Here is a 19,672-nt window from a genome sequence, read left to right on the forward strand (position 1 = left end):
ACATGACCCGTCTGATCCCCGGGCCGGCATCGGTCCGTGAGGTGCCGGCCGCCGGGCCGTACGTCCTCGGCGAGGAGACCCTGCTCGAGGCGCGGCCCGGCACCGAGGGCGTCGCCCGCTGGCTGCGCGCCACCGTCGGCGCCGCGACGGGGCTGCCGCTCGCGCCGGGCGGGCCGCTCGCACCGGGCGAGGACGGTGACAGCCGCATCGTGCTGAGCGTCGACCCGGCTGCCGGGCGGGAGCTCGGCCCCGAGGGCTACCGCATCGCCGTGGACGGCCGTGTCCTGAGGATCGGCGGCGGCAGCGCGGCCGGGGCCTTCTGGGGCGCGCAGACCCTCCGTCAGCTGCTCGGGCCGGAGGCCTTCCGGCGGGCGCCGGTCACGCAGAAGAGGGAGTGGGAGCTCCCCGCGGTCGCCGTCGAGGACGCGCCGCGGTTCCGGTGGCGCGGCGTCCTCCTCGACGTCGCCCGCCACTTCCTGCCCAAGGACGGCGTGCTGCGGTACCTGGACCTGCTCGCCGCGCACAAGCTCAACGTCCTGCACCTGCACCTGACGGACGACCAGGGCTGGCGGATCGAGATCCGGCGCCACCCCCGGCTCACGGAGGTGGGCGCCTGGCGCTCCCGCACCAAGCTCGGGCACCGGGCCTCGCCGCTGTGGGACGAGCGGCCGCACGGCGGCTACTACACGCAGGACGACATCCGCGAGATCGTCGCGTACGCCGCCGAGCGGCACATCACCGTCGTCCCGGAAATCGACATCCCGGGCCACTCGCAGGCCGCCGTCGCCGCGTATCCGGAGCTCGGCAACTCGGACGTCGTCGACACCGCCGCCCTGACGGTGTGGGACACGTGGGGCGTCAGCCCGAACGTCCTCGCCCCGTCCGACCGGACCCTCGCCTTCTACGAGGACGTGCTCACCGAGGTCCTGGAGCTCTTCCCGTCCCCCTTCGTGCACATCGGCGGCGACGAGTGCCCCAAGGACCAGTGGAAGGCGTCGCCGGCCGCGCGGGCCCGGATCCGGGAGCTGGGCCTGGCCGGTGAGGACGAGCTGCAGAGCTGGTTCATCCGGCACTTCGACCGCTGGCTGGCCGGGCGCGGCCGACGCCTCGTCGGCTGGGACGAGATCCTCGAAGGGGGCCTGGCGGAGGGCGCCACCGTCTCCTCCTGGCGGGGGTACGCGGGCGGCATCGCCGCCGCGCGCGCCGGGCACGACGTCGTCATGTGCCCCGAACAGCAGGTGTACCTCGACCACCGGCAGGCGGCCGGTACGGACGAGCCCGTACCCATCGGCTACGTCCGCACCCTGGAGGACGTCTACCGCTTCGAGCCCGTGCCGCCGGGGCTCGGCGAGGCCGGCGCCGCCCGCGTCCTGGGCGCCCAGGCCAACCTGTGGAGCGAGGTGACGGAGAACCAGCAGCGCCTCGACTACCAGGCCTTCCCGCGCCTCGCCGCCTTCGCCGAGACCGTCTGGTCGCACCTGCCCGCCCCCGCCGAGCGGGACTACCCGGCGTTCGAACGCCGGATGACCGCGCATTACGCCCGGCTCGACGCCCTCGGCGTGGACTACCGGCCCCCGGGCGGCCCCAGGCCCTGGCAGCGCCGCCCCGGTGTGCTCGGACGCCCGATCGAGGGCGCGCCCCCGATCGTGTGAGCCACGGCCAAGCTGCGCGTCCCGGCGGCGGACGGCTGGCACGGTGGTCCTTCACACACTGCCGTAAGTCGCAAAAAGGCCCCCTGACAATGGCAATCCGTACACAACGGGGACACTCCCGAAAATCGGACCATTCGCATTGCCGGGGACGGATCGGCGGTTCGTGGACCCTCGCGACGGCGGAGTCCGAAGATGTGCCAGAGTTGCCACGTCCGGGCCGTGAGGACGTACCGTACGGCGGGATCGTACGGCGGGATCAGGCCGGACAGCCGGGACCACCGGGGAAGGGGCAGCTGGGTTGACCACGCACGCACCGCAGGCAGCGCACACGGTGACGCTGCCGGGCTCGCTCGACGAGGCCGTGGCGGCGCTGGCCGCCATGCCCGCGGCCGTGCCCGTCGCGGGTGGCACCGATCTGATGGCCGCCGTCAACTCCGGGCTGCTGCGGCCCGCCGGGCTCGTCGGCCTCGGCCGCATCAGCGAGATCCGCGGCTGGCAGTACCAGGACGGCCACGCCCTGCTCGGCGCCGGCCTCACCCACGCCCGGATGGGCCGCCCCGACTTCGCGGCCCTCATCCCGGCGCTCGCGGCCGCCGCGCGCGCCGCCGGCCCGCCCCAGATCCGCAACGCCGGCACGCTCGGGGGCAACATCGCCTCCGCCGCCCCGACCGGCGACGCCCTGCCCGTCCTCGCCGCCCTCGAAGCCTCCCTCGTCATCGCCGGGCCCGGCGGCAGCCGCCGCGAGATCCCCGTCGGCCACCTCCTCGCCGGCTACGAGATGCTCGGCCCCGGCGAGCTCATCGGCTACGTCCGCGTGCCCCTGCTGCACGCCCCGCAGACCTTCCTCAAGGCCACCGGACGCACCGGCCCCGGCCGCGCCACCGCGTCCGTGGCCGTCGTCCTCGACCCCGCCCGGCGGGGCGTGCGCTGCGCGGTGGGCGCCGTCGCGCCCATGCCGCTGCGCCCCCTCGACGCCGAGCGCTGGGTCGCCTCGCTCATCGACTGGGACGGCGAGCGCACGCTCGCCCCCGAGGCGTGCGCCGCCTTCGGCGAGTACGTCGCCGCGGCGTGCATCCCGGACCCCGCGCCCGCTCCCGACGGCGGGGAGCCGGGCACCCTGCCGCCCGCCGCGCTGCACCTGCGTCGTACGGTGGCGACTCTGGCCCGCCGAGCACTGGGGAGGGCACTCGCGTGAGTGACGAACAGCGACAGGCCCACACCGCCGGCCCCGCCGGCTGGGAGCCGATCCCGCGCGGCGGGGAGTACGACGAGGGCACCACGTTCCTGCAGCTGCCCCCGGAGCTCCTCGCCCACCCGGGCGCGGCCATGTCCGGCACGGGCGCCTGGGACCCGCTGGCCGCGGCCGGTTCGGGCGGATACGTACCGCCGTCCGCGGACTCGTGGCAGCAAGCTCCGGCGGCGGGGGCGCACGGTGGGTGGCCTCAGGTGCCTCAGGTGCCTCAGCCTGAGGTTCATGGTGGTCATAGCGGTCATGGCGGTCATGACGGCGGTGCGCACGGTGCTCACGATGTGCATGGCGGTCATGACGTGCACGGTGCTCATGACGTACACGGCGCTCATGACGTACACGGTGCTCACGATGCGCATGGTGCTCACGATGTGCACGAGGCGCACGGCGCCGATCCGCAGGCCACCGCGGAGTGGCCGATGCCGGGGGACGGCTCGACGGGTTCGACCGGCCAGTGGTCCGTTCCGGCCGCGGGCGACGACCCCGTCGACGAGTCCGGCGAGTACCTGGTCCGGGGCGGCTCGGTGCAGGAGCCCGCGGGCGCGGCTCCGGTTCCGGCCCAGGCCCCGGCTCCTTGGTCCGCGCAGCCCGTGGACGACTCCTGGCGCCAGTCGCTGGCCGCGGCCACGCCTGCCGCCGGTACGCCCATTGCGGGTGACACCGGCCAGTGGTCGGTTCCGGTTGTGCCCGAGGACGCTGCCGACGCGGCCGACGCGTCCGGTGAGTACGCGCTGGACGGGTTTACGAACCCGGCCGCCGAGAATTCCGCTTCCGGCGAGTCGCCGGCCGTGGACGTGACGGGCGCGTTCACCGTGCCGCAGTACGTCACGGATGTCACCGGTACGGGCGATGTTCCGGGCGGGGCGGAGACGGCCGCGGCGGTGGAGGAGCCGGAGCGGTCGGCGCAGCCGGAGCAGGCTGAGGGCCCGGCGGGCGAGCCGGAGCATCAGCAGCCCGTCGCTCAGTCCGCGCCACAGCATCAGCCGATGCACGCGGAGTCGTTCGGTCACGAGGAGCAGGCCGGGCATACCGGGCATGCCGGGATGGCCGAGGGGCTCGGGCAGGCCGAGCGGACCGGGCAAGCCGGGCCGCCCGAGCAGCCCGGTCTGCCGACGCTGTCCCAGGAGCCGGGACAGTCCGCAGAGGCGGAGCAGCCCGCCGAGCCGGACATGCAGCCGGAGCCGTTCGTACCGCAGCAGAGCGGGCCGGAGACGGCCGGTGCCGCAGCTGCTGCAGGTGCCGGTGCCGGTGGCGATGCAGGTGCAGGCGCAGGTGCAGGCGCAGGTGTCGCGGCGGATTCCGCCACCGCGCCGGCAGCCGGCGGACCTGCCCACGAGGACCCCGCGCCGCCCGCGTACGCCCCCCTCGGGCACGACCCGCTCGGCCAGGACCCCCTCGGGGCCCATCCCCTCGCTCCCCACACCGAGCACCCCTGCGCCTCGTACGTCCTGCGCGTCAACGGCACCGACCGGCCCGTGACCGACGCCTGGATCGGCGAGTCGCTGCTGTACGTGCTGCGCGAGCGCCTCGGCCTGGCCGGGGCCAAGGACGGCTGCTCGCAGGGCGAGTGCGGGGCCTGCTCCGTGCAGGTCGACGGGCGGCTCGTCGCGTCCTGCCTCGTCCCGGCGGCCACGACCGCCGGCGCGGAGGTCCGTACGGTCGAGGGCCTGGCCGTCGACGGCCGGCCGTCCGACGTGCAGCGGGCGCTCGCCGAGTGCGGCGCCGTGCAGTGCGGCTTCTGCGTGCCGGGCATGGCGATGACCATGCACGACCTGCTGGAGGGCAACCACGCCCCGACCGAGCTGGAGACCCGCCAGGCCATCTGCGGCAACCTCTGCCGCTGCTCCGGATACCGGGGCGTGCTGGACGCGGTCCGCCAGGTCGTCGGCGAGCGCGAGGCGGCCGCGGCGCACGAGCAGGAGCTCCAGCAGGGTCTCGAACAGGGACTTGAGCAGGGGATCCAGCAGGGGATCCAGCAGGGGATCCCACAGGGGCTTCAGGACGCACAGCAGCAGTACGAGCAGCAGCAGTACGAGGCCGTGCAGCCGGATGCGGACCAGGCCCGCATCCCGCACCAGGCGGGCCCGCACGGCGGGGGTAGCGGAAGGGCGACGGCATGACGGGCAGCGGCGGAATGGGCGGCATGACGGGAACGGCCGGCCTGACCGATGGCGGTGCCACGGCCATCACCGTCCCCACGCTCGCCGCGCCCGGCGGCCCCGCCGAACCGACGCTCGGCATCGGCGCCTCCCTCCGCCCGGCCGACGCGGAGGCCAAGACCCAGGGCATCTACCCGTACGCGGCCGACCTGTGGGCGGAAGGCCTGCTGTGGGCCGCGCTCCTGCGCTCCCCGCACCCGCATGCCCGCATCCTGTCGATCGACACGTCCGAGGCCGCCCGGATGCCGGGCGTCCGCGCCGTCATCACGCACGCGGACGTGCCGGGCGACGCCGCCCACGGCCGCAAGGTCGCCGACCGGCCGGTCTTCGCGTCCGGCATCGTGCGCCACCACGGCGAGCCGATCGCCGCCGTCGCGGCCGACCACCCCGACACGGCGCGGCTGGCCGCGGCGGCCATCGCCGTCGAGTACGAGGTGCTGGAGCCGGTCACCGACCCCGAGCAGGCGTTCTCCGCCGAGCCGCTGCACCCCGACGGCAATCTGATCCGCCACATCCCGCTGCGCTTCGGCGACCCGGAGGCCGTCGGCGAGGTGATCGTCGAGGGCCTGTACCGGATCGGCCGCCAGGACCCCGCGCCCATCGGCGCCGAGGCCGGCCTGGCCGTGCCCCGCCCCGACGGCGGCGTCGAGATCTACACCGCCTCGACGGACCCGCACGCCGACCGCGACCTCGCCGCGGCCTGCTTCGGCCTGGCACCGGAGCGCGTGAAGATCGTCGTCACCGGCGTGCCCGGGGCGACGGGCGACCGCGAGGACCCCGGCATGCAGCTGCCGCTCGGCCTGCTCGCGCTGCGCACCGGCCACCCCGTCAAGCTCGTCGCCACCCGCGAGGAGTCCTTCCTCGGCCACCCGCACCGCCACCCCACCCTGCTGCGCTACCGCCACCACGCGGACGCCGACGGCAAGCTGGTGAAGGTGGAGGCGCAGATCCTGCTGGACGCGGGCGCCTACGCCGACACGTCGTCCGACGCCCTGGCCGCCGCCGTGGCCTTCGCCTGCGGCCCGTACGTGGTCCCGCACGCCTTCGTCGAGGGCTGGGCGGTCCGTACGAACAACCCGCCGTCCGGCCACGTGCGCGGCGAGGGCGCCATGCAGGTGTGCGCCGCGTACGAGGGCCAGATGGACAAGCTCGCGGCGCGCCTGGGCCTCGACCCGGCGGAGCTGCGCCTGCGCAACGTGATGGCCACGGGCGACCTGCTGCCCACCGGCCAGACCGTCACTTGCCCCGCGCCCGTCGCCGAACTCCTGCGCGCCGTCCGCGACTACCCGCTGCCCGCCCTCCCCTCCGACGACCCCGAGGAGGAGTGGGTGCTGCCCGGCGGCCCCGACGGCGCGGGCGAGCCCGGCGCGGTGCGGCGCGGCGTCGGCTACGGCCTGGGCATGGTGCACATGCTCGGCGCGGAGGGCGCGGACGAGGTCTCGACGGCGACGGTCAAGGTCACGGGATCGGTGGCCACGGTCATCTGCGCGGCGGTGGAGACGGGCCAGGGCTTCTCGACGCTGGCCCGCCAGATCGTCCAGGAAGTCCTGGGCATCGAAGAGGTCTACATCGCCCCCGTCGACACCGACCAGCCCCCCTCCGGCCCTGGCGCGCACAGCCGCCACACGTGGGTCTCGGGCGGCGCGGTCGAGCGGGCGGCGCGGATGGTGCGGACGCAACTGCTGCAGCCGCTGGCCGCGCAGTTCGGCATGTCGGCGGAGCTCCTGACGATCACCGACGGCAAGATCACCTCGTACGACGGCGTCCTGAGCACGACGGTCGCCGAGGCCCTGGACGGCAAGGAACTCTGGGCCACGGCCCAGTGCCGCCCCCACCCGACGGAGCCGCTGGACGAGTCGGGCCAGGGCGACGCGTTCGTGGGCATCGCCTTCTGCGCGGTGCGTGCGGTCGTGGACGTGGACGTCGAGCTGGGCTCGGTGCGGGTGGTCGAAATGGCCGTGGCCCAGGACGTGGGCCGGGTCCTGAACCCCGCGCAGGCGAGGGCCCGCATCGAAGCGGGCATCACCCAGGGCGTGGGCGCGGCGCTGACGGAAAACCTCCGCACGGCAGGCGGCCTGCTCCGCCGCCCGGACTTCACGGGCTACCCCCTGCCCACGTCCCTGGACACCCCCGACGTCCACATCGTGAAGCTGGTCGAGGAACGGGACGTCGTCGCCCCGTTCGGCGCCAAGGCGATCAGCGCGGTGCCGGTCGTGACGTCCCCGGCGGCGGTGGCAGCGGCGGTACGGGCGGCAACGGGCCGCCCGGTCAACCGCCTGCCGATCCGGCCGCAGGCGGCGGTGGCGGTGTCCGTCAACTCCTGAGGGGCTTGAGTACCCGTACTCATGTGAGTGTCACTGCACGGCAGTAGTGTGTAGCGTGAAGTTACATGTGATGGCCGAGGGTTGGCGGGCGGCCAAGGGGTGGGGAAGGCAGTGAAGAGGCGCACGTGACTGAGCAGGCATCGCCCAAGGGGGGCTTCGCAGCAGAACTGGCCTCGCTGAAGAAGTTCAAGGGCCGGGTGGACGAGCTGCTGAGGACGCTCGACGAGTCCGATGGGGCACCGAGCAAGGTCGCCGACACGGCATTGACGCAAGCCCACTTGGGCCAGGATTTCAACGCCGCAGCGGCGCTCTACGGGGTCTACCACTCCGTCCACGCTGACTTGGTGACGCTGTCCCAGCTGTTGAACGACCAGATCGGGGCACTCGGCGACGCCATGCTGGAAGCCCACGGAGGCTACGCCAACGCAGATGCGGAGGAGCGCGAGAAGCTCTGGGCGATCCATGAGCGGATGCAGCGCCAGTACGACCCGAAGCTCGACCGGGATGCTGAACCGGCACAGCCGCACACGTCGAGGACGGGACCCCGTACGGAACTGCCCGCCGATGGCGGCAACAAGGGATCAGGCAGGCCCACCCACTTCTAGACGAGGGAAGGAAGCACAGCACCCATGACCGACCAAGCCTTGCCCAGAAGTGACAAGGACCCACGGCAGTTGCCGATGTGCACGCCTGTCCAGAACTTCTACGCCATCCCGCACGAGAAGCTCCAAGCCATGGTCGAGAACGCGGACCAGCACCGCGTCTTCGCGGTCGCCCTCACCCTCAACGGCGCGGCCCAGGCCGTCAAGAAGCTCGGCGATGACCTCAAGAAGCACATGGAGGGCGTCGTCTGGTCGGGGCCGGCTGGCGAAGCCTTTCGTAAGTGGGGCAACTCCCTGGCCAATGAGACGCTCCGGCTCAGCGATTACGCCAAGGAGGTCGACAAGTGGATGAACTTCGCGTCCACGGACCTGGGCAGCGCGCGACGTATGCCGAAGTACTCGCCGCAGGACAAGGCCACGGTCGACGCCTGGCTGAAGAACCACCCGCTGGCACTGGGCAAGGTCCCCATGCCCGGCCTGGAGCCTCTCGGCGGCAACAACCTGGTGAGCGGCGGCCCTACGCAGAAAGAGGCGTACGACGCCCAGAAGCGGCTTGATGACAACCACAAGGCAGCAGCTGGGCTGATGAAGGCGCTGTCGGAGTCGTACGACCAGTCGGCGACGCAGATCTTGCGGGCGCCCAGGCCTAATTTTCGGCCTATGCCGGAAAAGGTGATGCCGGCCAAGAAGTCGCCAAGCGACCCGAGTGAGTATGTCGACTTCCCTGTCGACGGTGCCGGAGCGCCGTCGACGGGTTCAGCGGCTAGGATCTCGCCAGCGGGCTACGCGGGCGCTGCCTCGGCTGGTAGCGGTCCTGGCGGCGTCTCGACGCCGTCCGGACCTGCGGAACGGCTAGTTCGGCGGCCAGAACTCGATCTCTCCGGCGGCGTTGACACACCCCCGCGCGTGACAGTTCCGCAGCCGGAACGGCATCCGGTCACTCCGCCGGATGCCGGGAAGACGCAGATTCCTGTGCCGCATATCCCTGTACCCAACTGGCCTGGACCTCAAGGGCGTCCCGATGCGGACCGCCGCCCGGGAAGGCCAATCCCTGATCGGGTCGGGCGGCCGACCCCCAGCATTCCGATTCCAGAGACCGAGCCTGGCACCAGCCGCCGTCCGGACATTCGGCTGCCGAACGTGCCGCGCGATGGCATCGTTGGTGGTCGCCTCACGCCGCGTGGACCCTCCGTGCCGACACAGAACCCGGGACGGGTTCCGGTATTCGGTACGGAGCCTTCTCCGCGGCAGGGGCAGACCCGACCGCCCATGGTCCCCGGTACGGGTTTCGGCGGGATGCCCGGGCCTGCAACCAGTAGCCCAGGAGCCGGAGCAGGCAGAGCCAGAGCAACGGAGCCGGGTGGAATCGTCGGAGGCCGCCCTGGTGGCAGCGGAGCCTTCACTCCGGGCGGCACTGGTCTGGTCCGTGGCGCGGGCACGGGGGAGAACCGCAACAATGCCTCTGGGCGGCCGGGGATGATGGGCGGCTTCATGCCTGCGGCAGGCGTGGCTGGCGCCTCTCCGGAGAGGCGGTCCGGCGGTCGACGCCCCGACTACCTGGTCGAAGATGAGGAGACCTGGAACCAGGACGACAAGCGTGTTGTGCCGCCGGTGATTGAGTAGAGGACATCCACATGCGCAGTACTCGTGCCGTTGCTTCTTTGCTCGTCACGCTAATCGTGACGGGGGCGGCGGCCTCGCCAGCTCGCGCCGACACCGTCCGCTCTCGCCAGTGGCATCTGGATGTGATGCACGCAGAGGAGATGTGGGAGACGAGTACCGGCGTCGGCGTCACAGTGGCTGTGATCGACACTGGAGTCGATGCGAGCCTGCCCGACCTTCAAGGCCAGGTACTCGAAGGGAAGAACTTCTCAGGGCAGCCGGACGACGCACGCACGGATACCGAAGGCCACGGCAGCAAGATGGCGGCCCTCATTGCCGGAACGGGAAAGAGAGGACGTGTTACAGGGTCCTACGGCCTGGCTCCTGGGGCGAAGATCCTTCCTGTCCGCGTGAGGCAGAAAGGGACCGCCTTGGACGGCACGAAGTCCATGGTCGACGCACTCCACTACGCAGCGGAGTCTGATGCAAAGATCATCAATATTTCGCTGGGTGGCCCAGGAGATGAGGAAGAGGAGAAGGCCATCTCCTATGCCTTGAGTAAGGGGAAGATGATCTTCGCCGCGGCTGGTAACTCGGGTGACAAGGGCAACGCGGTGGAGTACCCGGCCGCTTACCCGGGCGTCATCGGCGTAGCTGGCGTTGATCAGGAAGGTGCCGCAGCAAGTTGGTCGCAGCACGGCCCCCAGGTGGATTTGACTGCGCCAGGCACAGATATGTACGCGGCCTGCGCGGGCGGTACTGAACTCTGCCGAGGCAATGGCACCAGCGATGCCACCGCCCTCGCCTCCGCCTCCGCCGCTCTAATCTGGTCCATCCACCCCACCTGGACTGCCAACCAGGTAACCCGCGTCCTCATTAACACCGCCGGCGGCACCGGAACGGCTGAAAAGCGCAACGACTACGTAGGCTACGGCGCCGTCCGCCCCCGTATTGCCCTCAAGGACCCGGGCGACCCGGGCCCGGCCGACGTGAATCCCCTCCCCGGGCCGGCGCCTTCGCAGAGTCCGAAGAGTGGTGACGGGCAGGGCACTTCCGACAGCGCCTCGAAGCACACCGGCACCGAAGCCTCGGAGAGCAATAGCAGCGGCACCCCCACCAAGTGGATCGTTCTCGGCGTCGGCGCAGCCGTCGTGCTGGGAGCGGCCATTGCCACCCCCATCGTCCTCAGCCGACGTCGCAACGTCGGCCGAGATGGCGCTGTTCTCTGAAGTATCCCTAGGTCATGGGAGTTTCACATCACGGCAGCCGTGTGTCTTCGCTGACTGCTCGGCGAATGCCTTGAGTGCTGCGCGCTCGAAATGCGGGTCAGGGGCCTTGACGGTGAGGCCCTTTCCGGCGCCGCGCGAGACGGCCTTCAGCGTGTAGAAGGAGCGCTTGCCACTCGTGGCGCACTGGGCGCTGCCATAGCCGCGGTGGCCTTCCTCGTTGAACCCGGACTCGTCGGTCGCCTCGAATTCCCTGGACCCGCGGCGCATGTTCTCGGCGAGGCTCCCGTAGGAAGCTGTCAGCTGGTAGAGCTGGTTGCCGTGGGCGTCGGTCAGAGAACAGTCCTCTGCCGGCGCGTGTGGATCGGAAGGGGCGTCGGCCGCGGAGACGGCTCCGGCTTGCTCGGCTCCTGCGCCGAGTGCGATCACCGGGGCGCATGTCCCGGTCGCCTTGCCGATCTGGACAGGGTTCCGGTCCGGCGCGGGGGCGACGTTGCCGATGTCCTTGCCCACGGCGGCGTCGCAGCCGACCCTTTCCGCCGCGTTCTTCGCAGCGACGGTGGTGAAGCGGGCGAGGCCCGCTCTGCTTTCGTCATCGGCGTCCAGGTAGAGAACGCGCGAAGAGACCAGCAAACTCTCGTCCGGCTTATTGCGGCAGGTGAGCTCGACGATCCCGAAGAGCTGGTCATCGTCACTCGCTATCGACCCGGGCCATCCGGACCCCATCGGGACAGTGCCGGTGCGAGGGTTCTGTTGCAGTTCAGACGCCAGTGTCTTCAGCGGGGCACGCGTCTTCGAGGACCAGCGGACGTCCACCGCGACAACGCTGTGGGCCTTCCGGCCCTTCAGAACGCAGTCGGCGATGCGACCGTTATTGCCGTCCTTGGAGAAGAGGTAGTCAAATTGATGGTCCTGCTGCGCGTAGGCCTGCCTTCCGCCCAACACGGAGCGGGTGTCCTCCTTGGACAGCAGGCCTTTGCAGGCGGCGCTCAAGGACCGCTCATCGCGCCAGTTCTCGTAACTGCCTGAAAAGTAGAACGCTCCTCCGGCGACGAGCAGTAGGCCGACGAGAGCAGCGGATATGGTGATCAGCCGACGGGGGCGCGTACGGGTCACGGTCACAGTCCTTGTACGGGTTCAGACGATACGGGCCGCCGAGGCGCCATCGCGAGCGCGCGCTACTTCTCGCGGTCCAGGGCGATGAATGCTTCATTTCGGGCGCTGTCGTGGCGCTCCTGCCCCGATCCCACCAGGTGGCGCACGAGCCCGTCAGTGGCTTTGTGGTCGTTCTTCGCGCCCCATTCCACGATGAGACTGTCCACCTGCCGCTGGCCGTGGTTGAACTCCGCCCGGTTTTGTTCCCCAGCCGCCTGGGATGCTTCGCTGATCTGCTCTTTCGTCCACTCGTACATGGCGAAATCGGTAATGCGGTTGAGGACGTCCGCGCCGATCTTGACGCCCTTCGGGGTGTCCTCGCCTCCGATCTTTGCCGGTACGAAGTTGAGGGCTGCCCCGGAAGTGCCGGTCACGGCATGGCTGACGTCGCGGGCCCACTGGATGGCTTTGTCGCGTTTGTCGAACACGACGTCGGAGCTCACTCCGTCATAGAAGCCGTAGACCGACGAGGCGGCTTCGATGACGGCCGCACGGTCGTCGGGGTTGCCGTTGAAGGGTACGCGGACCAGCGTGTCCGCGGCGTACTGCCGTTCGGCGTTGTACATCGACGCATAGGCCGTGGGGTCGTCAGCGACCCCACGCATGATCTTGACGAGGTCGTCCTTGTGGACGGCCATACGGACGGTATTGCCGTCCTTCCATACGCCGCCCTCCTCGCCCAGCTTCTTGTAGTCCTCGTTGGTGCGGGAAAGGATCTCGTGGGTGTCGGTCGTGTAGTCCGTGAGCATGTTCCCGAGCGGGGCACGCAGAGTCGCGGGGAGCTTGTCGCCCTTGCCACCCTCGTTGAGGGTACGGAGGGTGTCGTGCATGACGCGTGCCTCGGCCTCGGTGTGCCCGCCCAGTGCGTGCTTGGCGCCGGGCACTTCACCTGTCGCCGCAGCCTCAAGGGCGGCCCCGAGCCCGATGCGGGCCGCCGGATCGTCCTGGGAGAGCAGTGCTCCCGGGCCATTCAGTGCGATCTTCGGCCAGTCGCGGTCCTTGAGCAGGTATTTCAGGTGGTCGTTCTTGCCATCCGTACCGGGGTCGAGGAATGAGGTCGCGGTGGCGGGGTCCTTGCCCATGATTCCCAGCAGGTGATCGAGAGGGTCGCTCGCTATGCCGGGATGCCTGCGCCACTGCGTCCAGATGTCCTTGTCCTTCTTCTCCGTGTCGATGATGTCGTTGCCGAGGTCGTGGAGGAACTGTTTGCCGTACCGGTCGTGGTGTTCCATGAGGCTGACGAAGGACTGGTAGCCGTAGTACGGGTCCGTCTTGCTGCCGTAGTTCTTCGTACCGGCCTTGCGCAGATCCTCGCGCCACTTCTCATAGAAGGGCGAATTTGCGTCGCGCGTCGCGCTGGCGATGTTCGTCGCGAGGCTGTTCTGCAACTGCTCGTATTCCTGCTTTTTGTCCCCGCTGGTCAGTCCGCGCAGCCTGTTGGCATAGTCGATGGTCTTGTCCGCGCCGAGCTCGGCGAGGAAGGTCTGGCTGAACTCAGCGCTGTTCTTGTTGTCGCGTTGCAGGCGCTGCATCTCGGCGAGCTGCTTGTCGTCCCAGTGCGAGAGACGAGCCAGTTCCGCCTGGCGGCGGCCCTCGACCTTTTCGATGTCGCCCTCGGCCTTGGCGTTGAAGCCGTGGTCGAACCCGTCGAGAGGGTCGGAGTCCTGGGCGGCGGCCGTCAGGGCCAGTTTGACTCCCTGGTCGGCATCGTCAAAGGCTTGGACGAGATCGCCGATGGACTTGGACCAGTTGCTCTCCGTGGTGTGGAGGTCGGGGTCGTGGCGCGCTGCGTTCGCGAGGGCCTTGTCCGCCTTCTCGAAGTCGAAGCGGGCGGTGCCGTCGTCGGACACCTTCATGCCGGCTTCTTCGGCCTTTGCGACCTGTGCTTTGAGCTTGCCGCGCAGATCCGTGAACTGGGCGTGAGCATCCCGTAGGAGGGAGGCGAGCGCACGAGCTTCCTTGGCAGCTGCGCTGAACTGCTCATATGTCTGCTTGTTGGCCATCTCGGCGAATGTGCGGGCAACGCCGGTCCACGAGCCGTCAACAGCGACGTTCCGCACCTGGCCGTCGTAGGCCTTCTGTACTTTCTCGAAGTCCTTCGCTGCCTTGTCCCACTCCTCGGCCGCCGTCGTCAGCAAGGCGAGGTCGGTGGTCATGACCTGGTGGTACGTGAGCATGTTCCGGAAGTGCCCTTTCAGTAGTCCGCCAGACCGGAGAGGAACGGCGGTCTACCGTTTGCCGGGACGGGGCCGGGCAGGAACGGAGGCCTGGCGGGGGCAGGGAAGCGGCGGTCGAATTCGCCGCCCAGGCCCTTGTCGGCCCCTCGGAGCAGCACATTGGTGCCGCTCAGTGCGGATTTCTCGGCGGAGAGGCGGTTCTGCAGCTCCTTCACGGAGGCGCGCCAGCCCTTCAGCGCCTCGTTGATGCCCGCACCGGTGGCCCAGTCCTTGAATCCCTTGCCCGCGGCTTCCATGGCCGTGTCCATGAGCCTGCCGGCCGCGCCGAGGTCGGGCTGGATGTGTTGCTCAAGAGCTCCGACGGCCGCCTTCTTCTTGGCGGCGGAGGAGGCGAGCCCCTGATTGTCACCTGCTCCGCCGGAAGCGCCCGGTGACGTGCCGTTGAGCCGCGTGTGCGACTCATCGGCTCCGTGGGAGCCGGCCTGGCCTGAGCCTCCCAGCCGCGCCGTCGACTCGGCCCGCAGTTTGCCCCACTCGTCTTCGAACTCCACGGTTCCCTCGGAAGTCTCGTCGGTCCGAGCCCTGTTGCATCAGCCGCACCAGGGCAATCAGTTGTTCGAAACTAGCAAGGGTGACGCGCCGGATGCATCCCCTTACGGATCTCGTCGTAGCCGGATCTGCCGCAGGCCGGGCTCATCTCAGTCACAGCCTCAACACTCCGCGCCAGGTCCGCCCCAAGCTGAGGACTGCTGGGCGCGCTGTGAGGTCAGCGGAGCGGCAGTAGCCAGTGGGCCTCGGGGCGGTAGTCCGTCGGGGCGCAGGTGAAGTCCAGGGTGGTGGCGTCCGGTGGGGCGTTGGTGTGCAGTTTCACCGTGACCTTTTCGTGGGGGGCGAGTTCCTTCGGGAACCAGGGGTGGTCGCGGTCCCACTTCGGGCTCATGGGGCCGGTGGGGGTGAGGCTGCCCGGCATGAGTTTCTGTTCGCTCCTGATTCCGTTCCACGCCAAGTCGACGGACCTTCCCTGGTCGTTGACGTACGTCACCGAGAATTCGTAGGTCACCTCGCCCTTCGCGAGGGCGACGTCCCCGGGGAGGTTCGGGACGCGGCGGGCCTTGCTCACCGTTACCCGTACGCCGTCCCGGTAGCGCGCCGTTCCGCCGGGGTGCAGAGGTGTCTCGTACGCGCCGCCCCTGGAGACCAGGTCCTCGGGACTTTCGTCGAGGTGGGACAGGCCGTTGATGAACCAGATCGTCACGCCCAGGCAGACAGCCGTGACCGTGGCGCCCAGGGAGATACCGATGAGCGCCGGGGCGCGTTCATCCGCCTTGTCCTGCTTCACCCTCCTCCAGCCGATCGTGCCGCAGACCGTCGCGGCCAGGCCGATCAGAATGGCCAGCGGAATGCCCCAGACGCTGCCGGCGGTCAGCACCGCCGTCACGGCCAGCGCCAGTGCCGTCCTGCCGGTGCCATTGGGCCGCTTCGGCGTGAGGTCGGGGAGCTCGGGGAGGTCCGGCAGCGGCTTCGTCTTCATGACGTCATCACACCTCGGGGCGTGCTTTCCCCGGGAGCGCGTGCTCACTCAATCCGGCCTGAGTAGTCCTACTCAGAAATCCTGGAGGCCGTGACCGGAATCGAACCGGCGTAACTCGCTTTGCAGGCGAGTCCCTCAACCACTCGGGCACACGGCCAAGTCGTGCTTCGTGCTTTGTTCGTGGATTCACCGTACGAGGCCTGTCCTGCCTCGATCAACGGTCCCGCCCCCGCCGCAACGCGACTGCCATCGCGCGTTCACACGGCCTCCGGGTCGTAACCCCTCTCCAGGAATTCCTCCACCACCGGCCGGAACAGGTCCGGCTCGTCCACCCACGGGTAGTGCCCCACGCCGTGCAGCGTGCGGACCGCCGCCGTACGGAAGGACGCCGCCACCAACTCCCCGGCGCGCATGCCCGCCAGTGCGTCCCGGTCGCCCGTGATGACCAGGACCGGGCAGCCGACCTCGGGGAGGCGGTCGAGGAGGGCGTGGCGGGCCGGGTCGTCGACGCCCTGCCAGAAGCCGGCGCGGGGGACGGGGCCGAGCTGGTCGGGTTCGGTGGCGGCGTGGGCGCGCTGGGGGGCTTCCCAGCGGCCGTAGCCCATGGGGGCGGCGCGCAGCAGGAGGCTGCGGACCTCGGCCATGTCGGCGGTCGTGGGGAGGGTGTGGACGGCCACGTACGCGTCCGTCCACCAGTCCTCCGTGGCGCGGGACTCGAAGATCTCCTCGGCGTCGTCGGGCAGTTCGCCCTGGAGCCGCGAGCCCGGGGTGACCAGCACCAGCCGGGTGAGGCGGTGGCCGTGCTGCGCCGCGTACGCCTGGGCCGTCGCGCAGGCCGCGTCGTGGGCGAGCAGGGCGAAGGTCTCCAGGCCCAGGTGCTCGCGGAGGGACTCCAGGTCCTCGGCGAGGGCCGGGAACGCGTACCCCCACGGCTCGGGGGAGGGCGGGGAGTCCCCCGTGCCGCGGCTGTCCGGGATGATCAGGGTGCGGTGGGCGTCCAGGCCCCCCAGAGTGCCCAGGTACGCGGCGTCCCGCCCCGGGCCGCCCGCCAGGCACACCAGTGGAGGGCCTGCGTTCCCCGGCCCCTCCAGCACTCGGTAGCTCAGTTCCACTCCGTCGTACGTTGCGTAATGCGGCATATGTCCTCCCTATCTGTTCTGTCCGGTAATCCAGAAGCTACCTCTCACCTCTCTCCCCGCTATCCCAAATTCCGCTTATGATTCCCGCGTGTTCGACTCGCGGCACATCAAGACGTTCCACGCGGTGGTCACGGCCGGTTCGTACTCCGCGGCCGCCCGCGTGCTCGGCTACACGCAGCCCGCGATCACCCAGCAGATGAAGGCGCTGGAGCGCTCCGTCGGCACCCCGCTGTTCACCCGCGTCGGCCGCCGCATGCGGCTCACCGAGGCCGGCGAGGCGCTCGCCCGGCACGCGGAGACCATCCTCGACAGCCTCACCGCCGCCCAGCAGCAGATGAGTTCGCTGACGCGCCTGCGCGCCGGACGCGTCAGGGTCTGCGCCTTCCCCAGCGCCAGCGCCACGCTGATACCCGAGGCGCTCGCCCGGCTCGCCGCCGACCACCCGGGCATCCGCGTCGAGCTCCTGGAGGGCGAGCCGCCCGACTCGATCCGCCGCCTCGTGCGCGGCGAGTGCGACATCACCCTCGCCTTCACCTATCCCGGCCTGCACGAACAGGTCCCCGAGGAGCTGGTGGAGATACCGCTTATGGAGGACCAGCTCACCGTCCTGATGCCCATAGGGCACCCCCTCGCCCGCCGCCGCGCCGTCAAGCTCGCCGACCTGGCCGGGGAGCGCTGGATCGCCGGCTGCCTGCGCTGCCGCACCAACTTCCTCCACGAGTGCGCCGAGGTCGGCTTCGCGCCCGACATAGCCTTCACCACCGACGACAACCTCGTCGTCCAGTCCCTGGTCGCCGAGGGGCTCGGCATCGCGATGATGCCCGGCCTCGTGCTGTCCTTCATGCGCCACGACCGGATCACCGGACGCGCCCTCGACCCGGCCTCGCGCCGCCAGGTCTCGGCGTACGTGCTGCGCGACCATCTGCGGATCCCGGCGACCGCACTCGTCCTGGACGAGCTCAAAGCGGTCGCCGCCCGGCGCGTCGGCTGCTGACGGACACGGGCGCCGACCCATAAGCGCGCGTTGGGTTCCCGTCAACAGACTGTCGTTGGACCCGCCGGACCGCCCGCCTCGACCCTGCACTCATGACCACTCCCACCGCAGCCCCGACGACCGCGCGCCTCGCCCAACTCGTCGACGACGTCCGGGAAGCCGTAGGCCGTGGCCTGCCGCCCGACACGACGGCCTACCTCGTCGGCGAGCGGCTCGCCGCCCACCTCGGCGCCGGCGACCTGCTCACCGCCGAACAGCAGGAGGGCGACCCCGACCACTACCGGCAGCACATCCTGCACGCCGAGCACGACGGCAGCTTCTCCGTCGTCGCCCTCGTGTGGCTGCCCGGCCAGCGGACCGCCATCCACGACCACGTCTCCTGGTGCGTCACCGGCGTCCACGAGGGCACCGAGAGCGAGCGCCGCTACCGCCTCGTGCCCGACGGCACCACCGCTCGCCTCGTCGCCACCGAGGACGTCGTCAACCACCAGGGCGACGTGTGCGGCTTCGCCCCGCCCGGCGACATCCACCGCGTCCGCAACGCCTGTACGGCCAAGGCGATCTCCCTCCACATCTACGGCGCCGACATCTCCCGCCTGGGCTCCAGCGTCCGGCGCGTCTACGACCTCCCGGCCGACGAAATCTGATGGCACTCCTCACCCCCCGTACCGACCGCGTCCGCACGAGCACACCGCCGCGGCCCGCCCCCGGGCCGCTCCCCGGCCTCGCCACCGCCGCCGCCGGCGTGGCCGCCGCCTGGGCCGTGCACCTGCTCGTCCCCGCCGTCCCCATGCTCACCGCCGCCGTCGTCCTCGGCATCGCCGCGGCCCACGCCCCCGGCGTACGGGGCCGGGTGCGCGGCGGCGCCCGGCCCGGCCTCACCCTGGCCGGCAAGCGGCTGATGCGGATCGGTGTCGTCCTGCTCGGGCTCAAGCTCAGCCTCGACGACGTCCTCGGCCTCGGCTGGGCCACCGTCGCCATGGTGGTCGCCGTCGTGGCGGCCACCTTCGCCGGCACGCTCTGGCTCGGGCGCCGGCTCGGCCTCCGCGGCGACCAGCCCCTCCTCATCGCCACCGGCTACTCGATCTGCGGCGCCTCGGCGATCGGCGCGGTCAGCGAGGTCTCCGGCAGCGACGAGGAGGACGTGGCGACCTCCGTCGCCCTGGTGACCCTCTGCGGCACCCTCGCCATCGCCGTCCTGCCGCTCCTGCACCACCCGCTCGGGCTGGACGACGCGCAGTTCGGCCGCTGGGTCGGTGCCGGCGTCCACGACGTCGGCCAGGTCGTGGCCACGGCACAGACGGCCGGGCCGGTGGCGCTCACCGACGCCGTCCTCGTCAAGCTGATGCGCGTGGCACTGCTCGCGCCGCTCGTCGCGGCGGTGGCCGTGTCGGTGCGCAAGCGGCGGCAGGCGTCCGCGGAGGCCACTGCGGAGCGGACCACGGACGCGTCCGTCACCCCGACCACGGACGCGTCCGTCACCCCGACCGCGAACGCGTCCGCGAAGGCGGCCGGGAAGCGGCCCCCGCTCGTCCCCCTCTTCGTGCTCGGCTTCCTCGCCATGGTCGCCGTGCGCACCACCGGCTGGGTCCCGGCCGCAGGGCTGGACCTCGCCGCGCACGTCCAGGAGCTCCTCCTCGCCGCCGCCCTCTTCGGGCTCGGCAGCGCCGTCCACCTGCCGTCGCTGGTCCGCACCGGCGGGCGGGTCGCCGCGCTCGGCCTGTGCTCGTGGGTGGTGATCGCGGGGGCGTCGTACGGGGGCGTGCTGCTGACCACCTGAGGCCCAAGCTGAGGCCCAGGCTGAGGCCCACCTGAGGTCCAAGCTGAGGCCCCACCCGAGCCCCCACGCCAGGTCCTACCCG

General features: G+C 70.8%; 15 protein-coding genes and 1 tRNA gene. 10 read left to right on the forward strand and 6 right to left on the reverse strand.

The genetic code is table 11. From position 1 onward, the window contains the following. The first annotated feature begins 2 nt into the window (after positions 1-2). From ACOTKD_RS27515 to mycP, 7 genes are all read left to right on the forward strand, one after another. A complete protein-coding gene (locus ACOTKD_RS27515) occupies positions 3-1,652 on the forward strand; it encodes a beta-N-acetylhexosaminidase (RefSeq protein WP_424891672.1) in 1,650 nt (549 codons plus the stop codon). 298 nt (positions 1,653-1,950) lie between these two features. After that, positions 1,951-2,847, forward strand: coding sequence for an FAD binding domain-containing protein (locus tag ACOTKD_RS27520; RefSeq protein ID WP_424891673.1), 897 nt, complete (start codon positions 1,951-1,953; stop codon positions 2,845-2,847). Positions 2,848-3,272: 425 nt separating this feature from the next. Next, the gene (locus ACOTKD_RS27525; RefSeq protein ID WP_424891674.1) at positions 3,273-5,021 is read left to right on the forward strand and encodes a 2Fe-2S iron-sulfur cluster-binding protein; all 1,749 of its coding nucleotides are present in this window, start codon (positions 3,273-3,275) and stop codon (positions 5,019-5,021) included. Between the two features lie 23 nt (positions 5,022-5,044). Continuing rightward, positions 5,045-7,384, forward strand: coding sequence for a xanthine dehydrogenase family protein molybdopterin-binding subunit (locus ACOTKD_RS27530; protein WP_424891911.1), 2,340 nt, complete (start codon positions 5,045-5,047; stop codon positions 7,382-7,384). 125 nt (positions 7,385-7,509) lie between these two features. Continuing rightward, positions 7,510-7,989: a hypothetical protein gene (locus ACOTKD_RS27535; protein ID WP_424891675.1), complete on the forward strand. Its 480-nt coding sequence runs from the start codon at positions 7,510-7,512 to the stop codon at positions 7,987-7,989. Positions 7,990-8,013: 24 nt separating this feature from the next. After that, entirely contained in the window at positions 8,014-9,609 is a 1,596-nt protein-coding gene (locus ACOTKD_RS27540; RefSeq protein ID WP_424891676.1) for a hypothetical protein, read from the forward strand. An 11-nt stretch (positions 9,610-9,620) separates the two neighbouring features. Then, on the forward strand, positions 9,621-10,817 hold the full coding sequence (mycP, locus tag ACOTKD_RS27545) for a type VII secretion-associated serine protease mycosin (protein ID WP_424891677.1): 1,197 nt from the start codon (positions 9,621-9,623) through the stop codon (positions 10,815-10,817). A 12-nt stretch (positions 10,818-10,829) separates the two neighbouring features. Here mycP and ACOTKD_RS27550 read toward each other — a convergent pair whose 3' ends face one another. The 6 genes from ACOTKD_RS27550 to ACOTKD_RS27575 all read right to left on the reverse strand — a co-directional run bounded on the left by ACOTKD_RS27550 (position 10,830) and on the right by ACOTKD_RS27575 (position 16,816). After that, positions 10,830-11,930, reverse strand: a complete 1,101-nt coding sequence (locus ACOTKD_RS27550; RefSeq protein ID WP_424891678.1) for a hypothetical protein — start codon at positions 11,928-11,930, stop codon at positions 10,830-10,832. A gap of 62 nt (positions 11,931-11,992) precedes the next feature. Continuing rightward, positions 11,993-14,125: a hypothetical protein gene (locus tag ACOTKD_RS27555; protein ID WP_424891679.1), complete on the reverse strand. Its 2,133-nt coding sequence runs from the start codon at positions 14,123-14,125 to the stop codon at positions 11,993-11,995. 38 nt (positions 14,126-14,163) lie between these two features. After that, positions 14,164-14,697: a hypothetical protein gene (locus ACOTKD_RS27560; protein WP_424891680.1), complete on the reverse strand. Its 534-nt coding sequence runs from the start codon at positions 14,695-14,697 to the stop codon at positions 14,164-14,166. A 215-nt stretch (positions 14,698-14,912) separates the two neighbouring features. After that, entirely contained in the window at positions 14,913-15,677 is a 765-nt protein-coding gene (locus ACOTKD_RS27565; protein WP_424891681.1) for a DUF4190 domain-containing protein, read from the reverse strand. Between the two features lie 82 nt (positions 15,678-15,759). Beyond that, a tRNA-Cys gene (locus tag ACOTKD_RS27570) sits at positions 15,760-15,834 on the reverse strand. A 100-nt stretch (positions 15,835-15,934) separates the two neighbouring features. Continuing rightward, complete coding sequence (locus tag ACOTKD_RS27575; protein WP_424891682.1) at positions 15,935-16,816, reverse strand: alpha/beta fold hydrolase; 882 nt, start codon at positions 16,814-16,816, stop codon at positions 15,935-15,937. Positions 16,817-16,904: 88 nt separating this feature from the next. On the opposite strand from ACOTKD_RS27575, the gene ACOTKD_RS27580 reads away from it, so the two are divergent. From ACOTKD_RS27580 to ACOTKD_RS27590, 3 genes are all read left to right on the forward strand, one after another. Further along, complete coding sequence (locus tag ACOTKD_RS27580; protein ID WP_030369419.1) at positions 16,905-17,810, forward strand: LysR family transcriptional regulator; 906 nt, start codon at positions 16,905-16,907, stop codon at positions 17,808-17,810. Positions 17,811-17,902: 92 nt separating this feature from the next. Continuing rightward, positions 17,903-18,457, forward strand: a complete 555-nt coding sequence (locus ACOTKD_RS27585; RefSeq protein ID WP_424891683.1) for a cysteine dioxygenase — start codon at positions 17,903-17,905, stop codon at positions 18,455-18,457. Beyond that, a complete protein-coding gene (locus ACOTKD_RS27590; protein WP_424891684.1) occupies positions 18,457-19,590 on the forward strand; it encodes a YeiH family protein in 1,134 nt (377 codons plus the stop codon). The genes ACOTKD_RS27585 and ACOTKD_RS27590 overlap by 1 nt, the downstream gene beginning before the upstream one ends. Positions 19,591-19,672 lie beyond the last annotated feature (82 nt).

This window comes from Streptomyces sp. XH2 (assembly GCF_049725035.1).
GTDB lineage: Bacteria > Actinomycetota > Actinomycetes > Streptomycetales > Streptomycetaceae > Streptomyces > Streptomyces roseoverticillatus.

What these genes read in the sequence shown, in the direction of transcription:
- ACOTKD_RS27515 (WP_424891672.1), top strand. Translation starts at nt 3, where the DNA reads ATGACCCGTCTGATCCCCGGGCCGGCATCGGTCCGTGAGGTGCCGGCC.
- ACOTKD_RS27530 (WP_424891911.1), top strand. Translation starts at nt 5,045, where the DNA reads ATGACGGGAACGGCCGGCCTGACCGATGGCGGTGCCACGGCCATCACC.
- ACOTKD_RS27540 (WP_424891676.1), top strand. Translation starts at nt 8,014, where the DNA reads ATGACCGACCAAGCCTTGCCCAGAAGTGACAAGGACCCACGGCAGTTG.
- mycP (WP_424891677.1), top strand. Translation starts at nt 9,621, where the DNA reads ATGCGCAGTACTCGTGCCGTTGCTTCTTTGCTCGTCACGCTAATCGTG.
- ACOTKD_RS27555 (WP_424891679.1), bottom strand. Translation starts at nt 14,125, where the DNA reads ATGACCACCGACCTCGCCTTGCTGACGACGGCGGCCGAGGAGTGGGAC.
- ACOTKD_RS27565 (WP_424891681.1), bottom strand. Translation starts at nt 15,677, where the DNA reads ATGAAGACGAAGCCGCTGCCGGACCTCCCCGAGCTCCCCGACCTCACG.
- ACOTKD_RS27575 (WP_424891682.1), bottom strand. Translation starts at nt 16,816, where the DNA reads ATGCCGCATTACGCAACGTACGACGGAGTGGAACTGAGCTACCGAGTG.
- ACOTKD_RS27585 (WP_424891683.1), top strand. Translation starts at nt 17,903, where the DNA reads ATGACCACTCCCACCGCAGCCCCGACGACCGCGCGCCTCGCCCAACTC.
- ACOTKD_RS27590 (WP_424891684.1), top strand. Translation starts at nt 18,457, where the DNA reads ATGGCACTCCTCACCCCCCGTACCGACCGCGTCCGCACGAGCACACCG.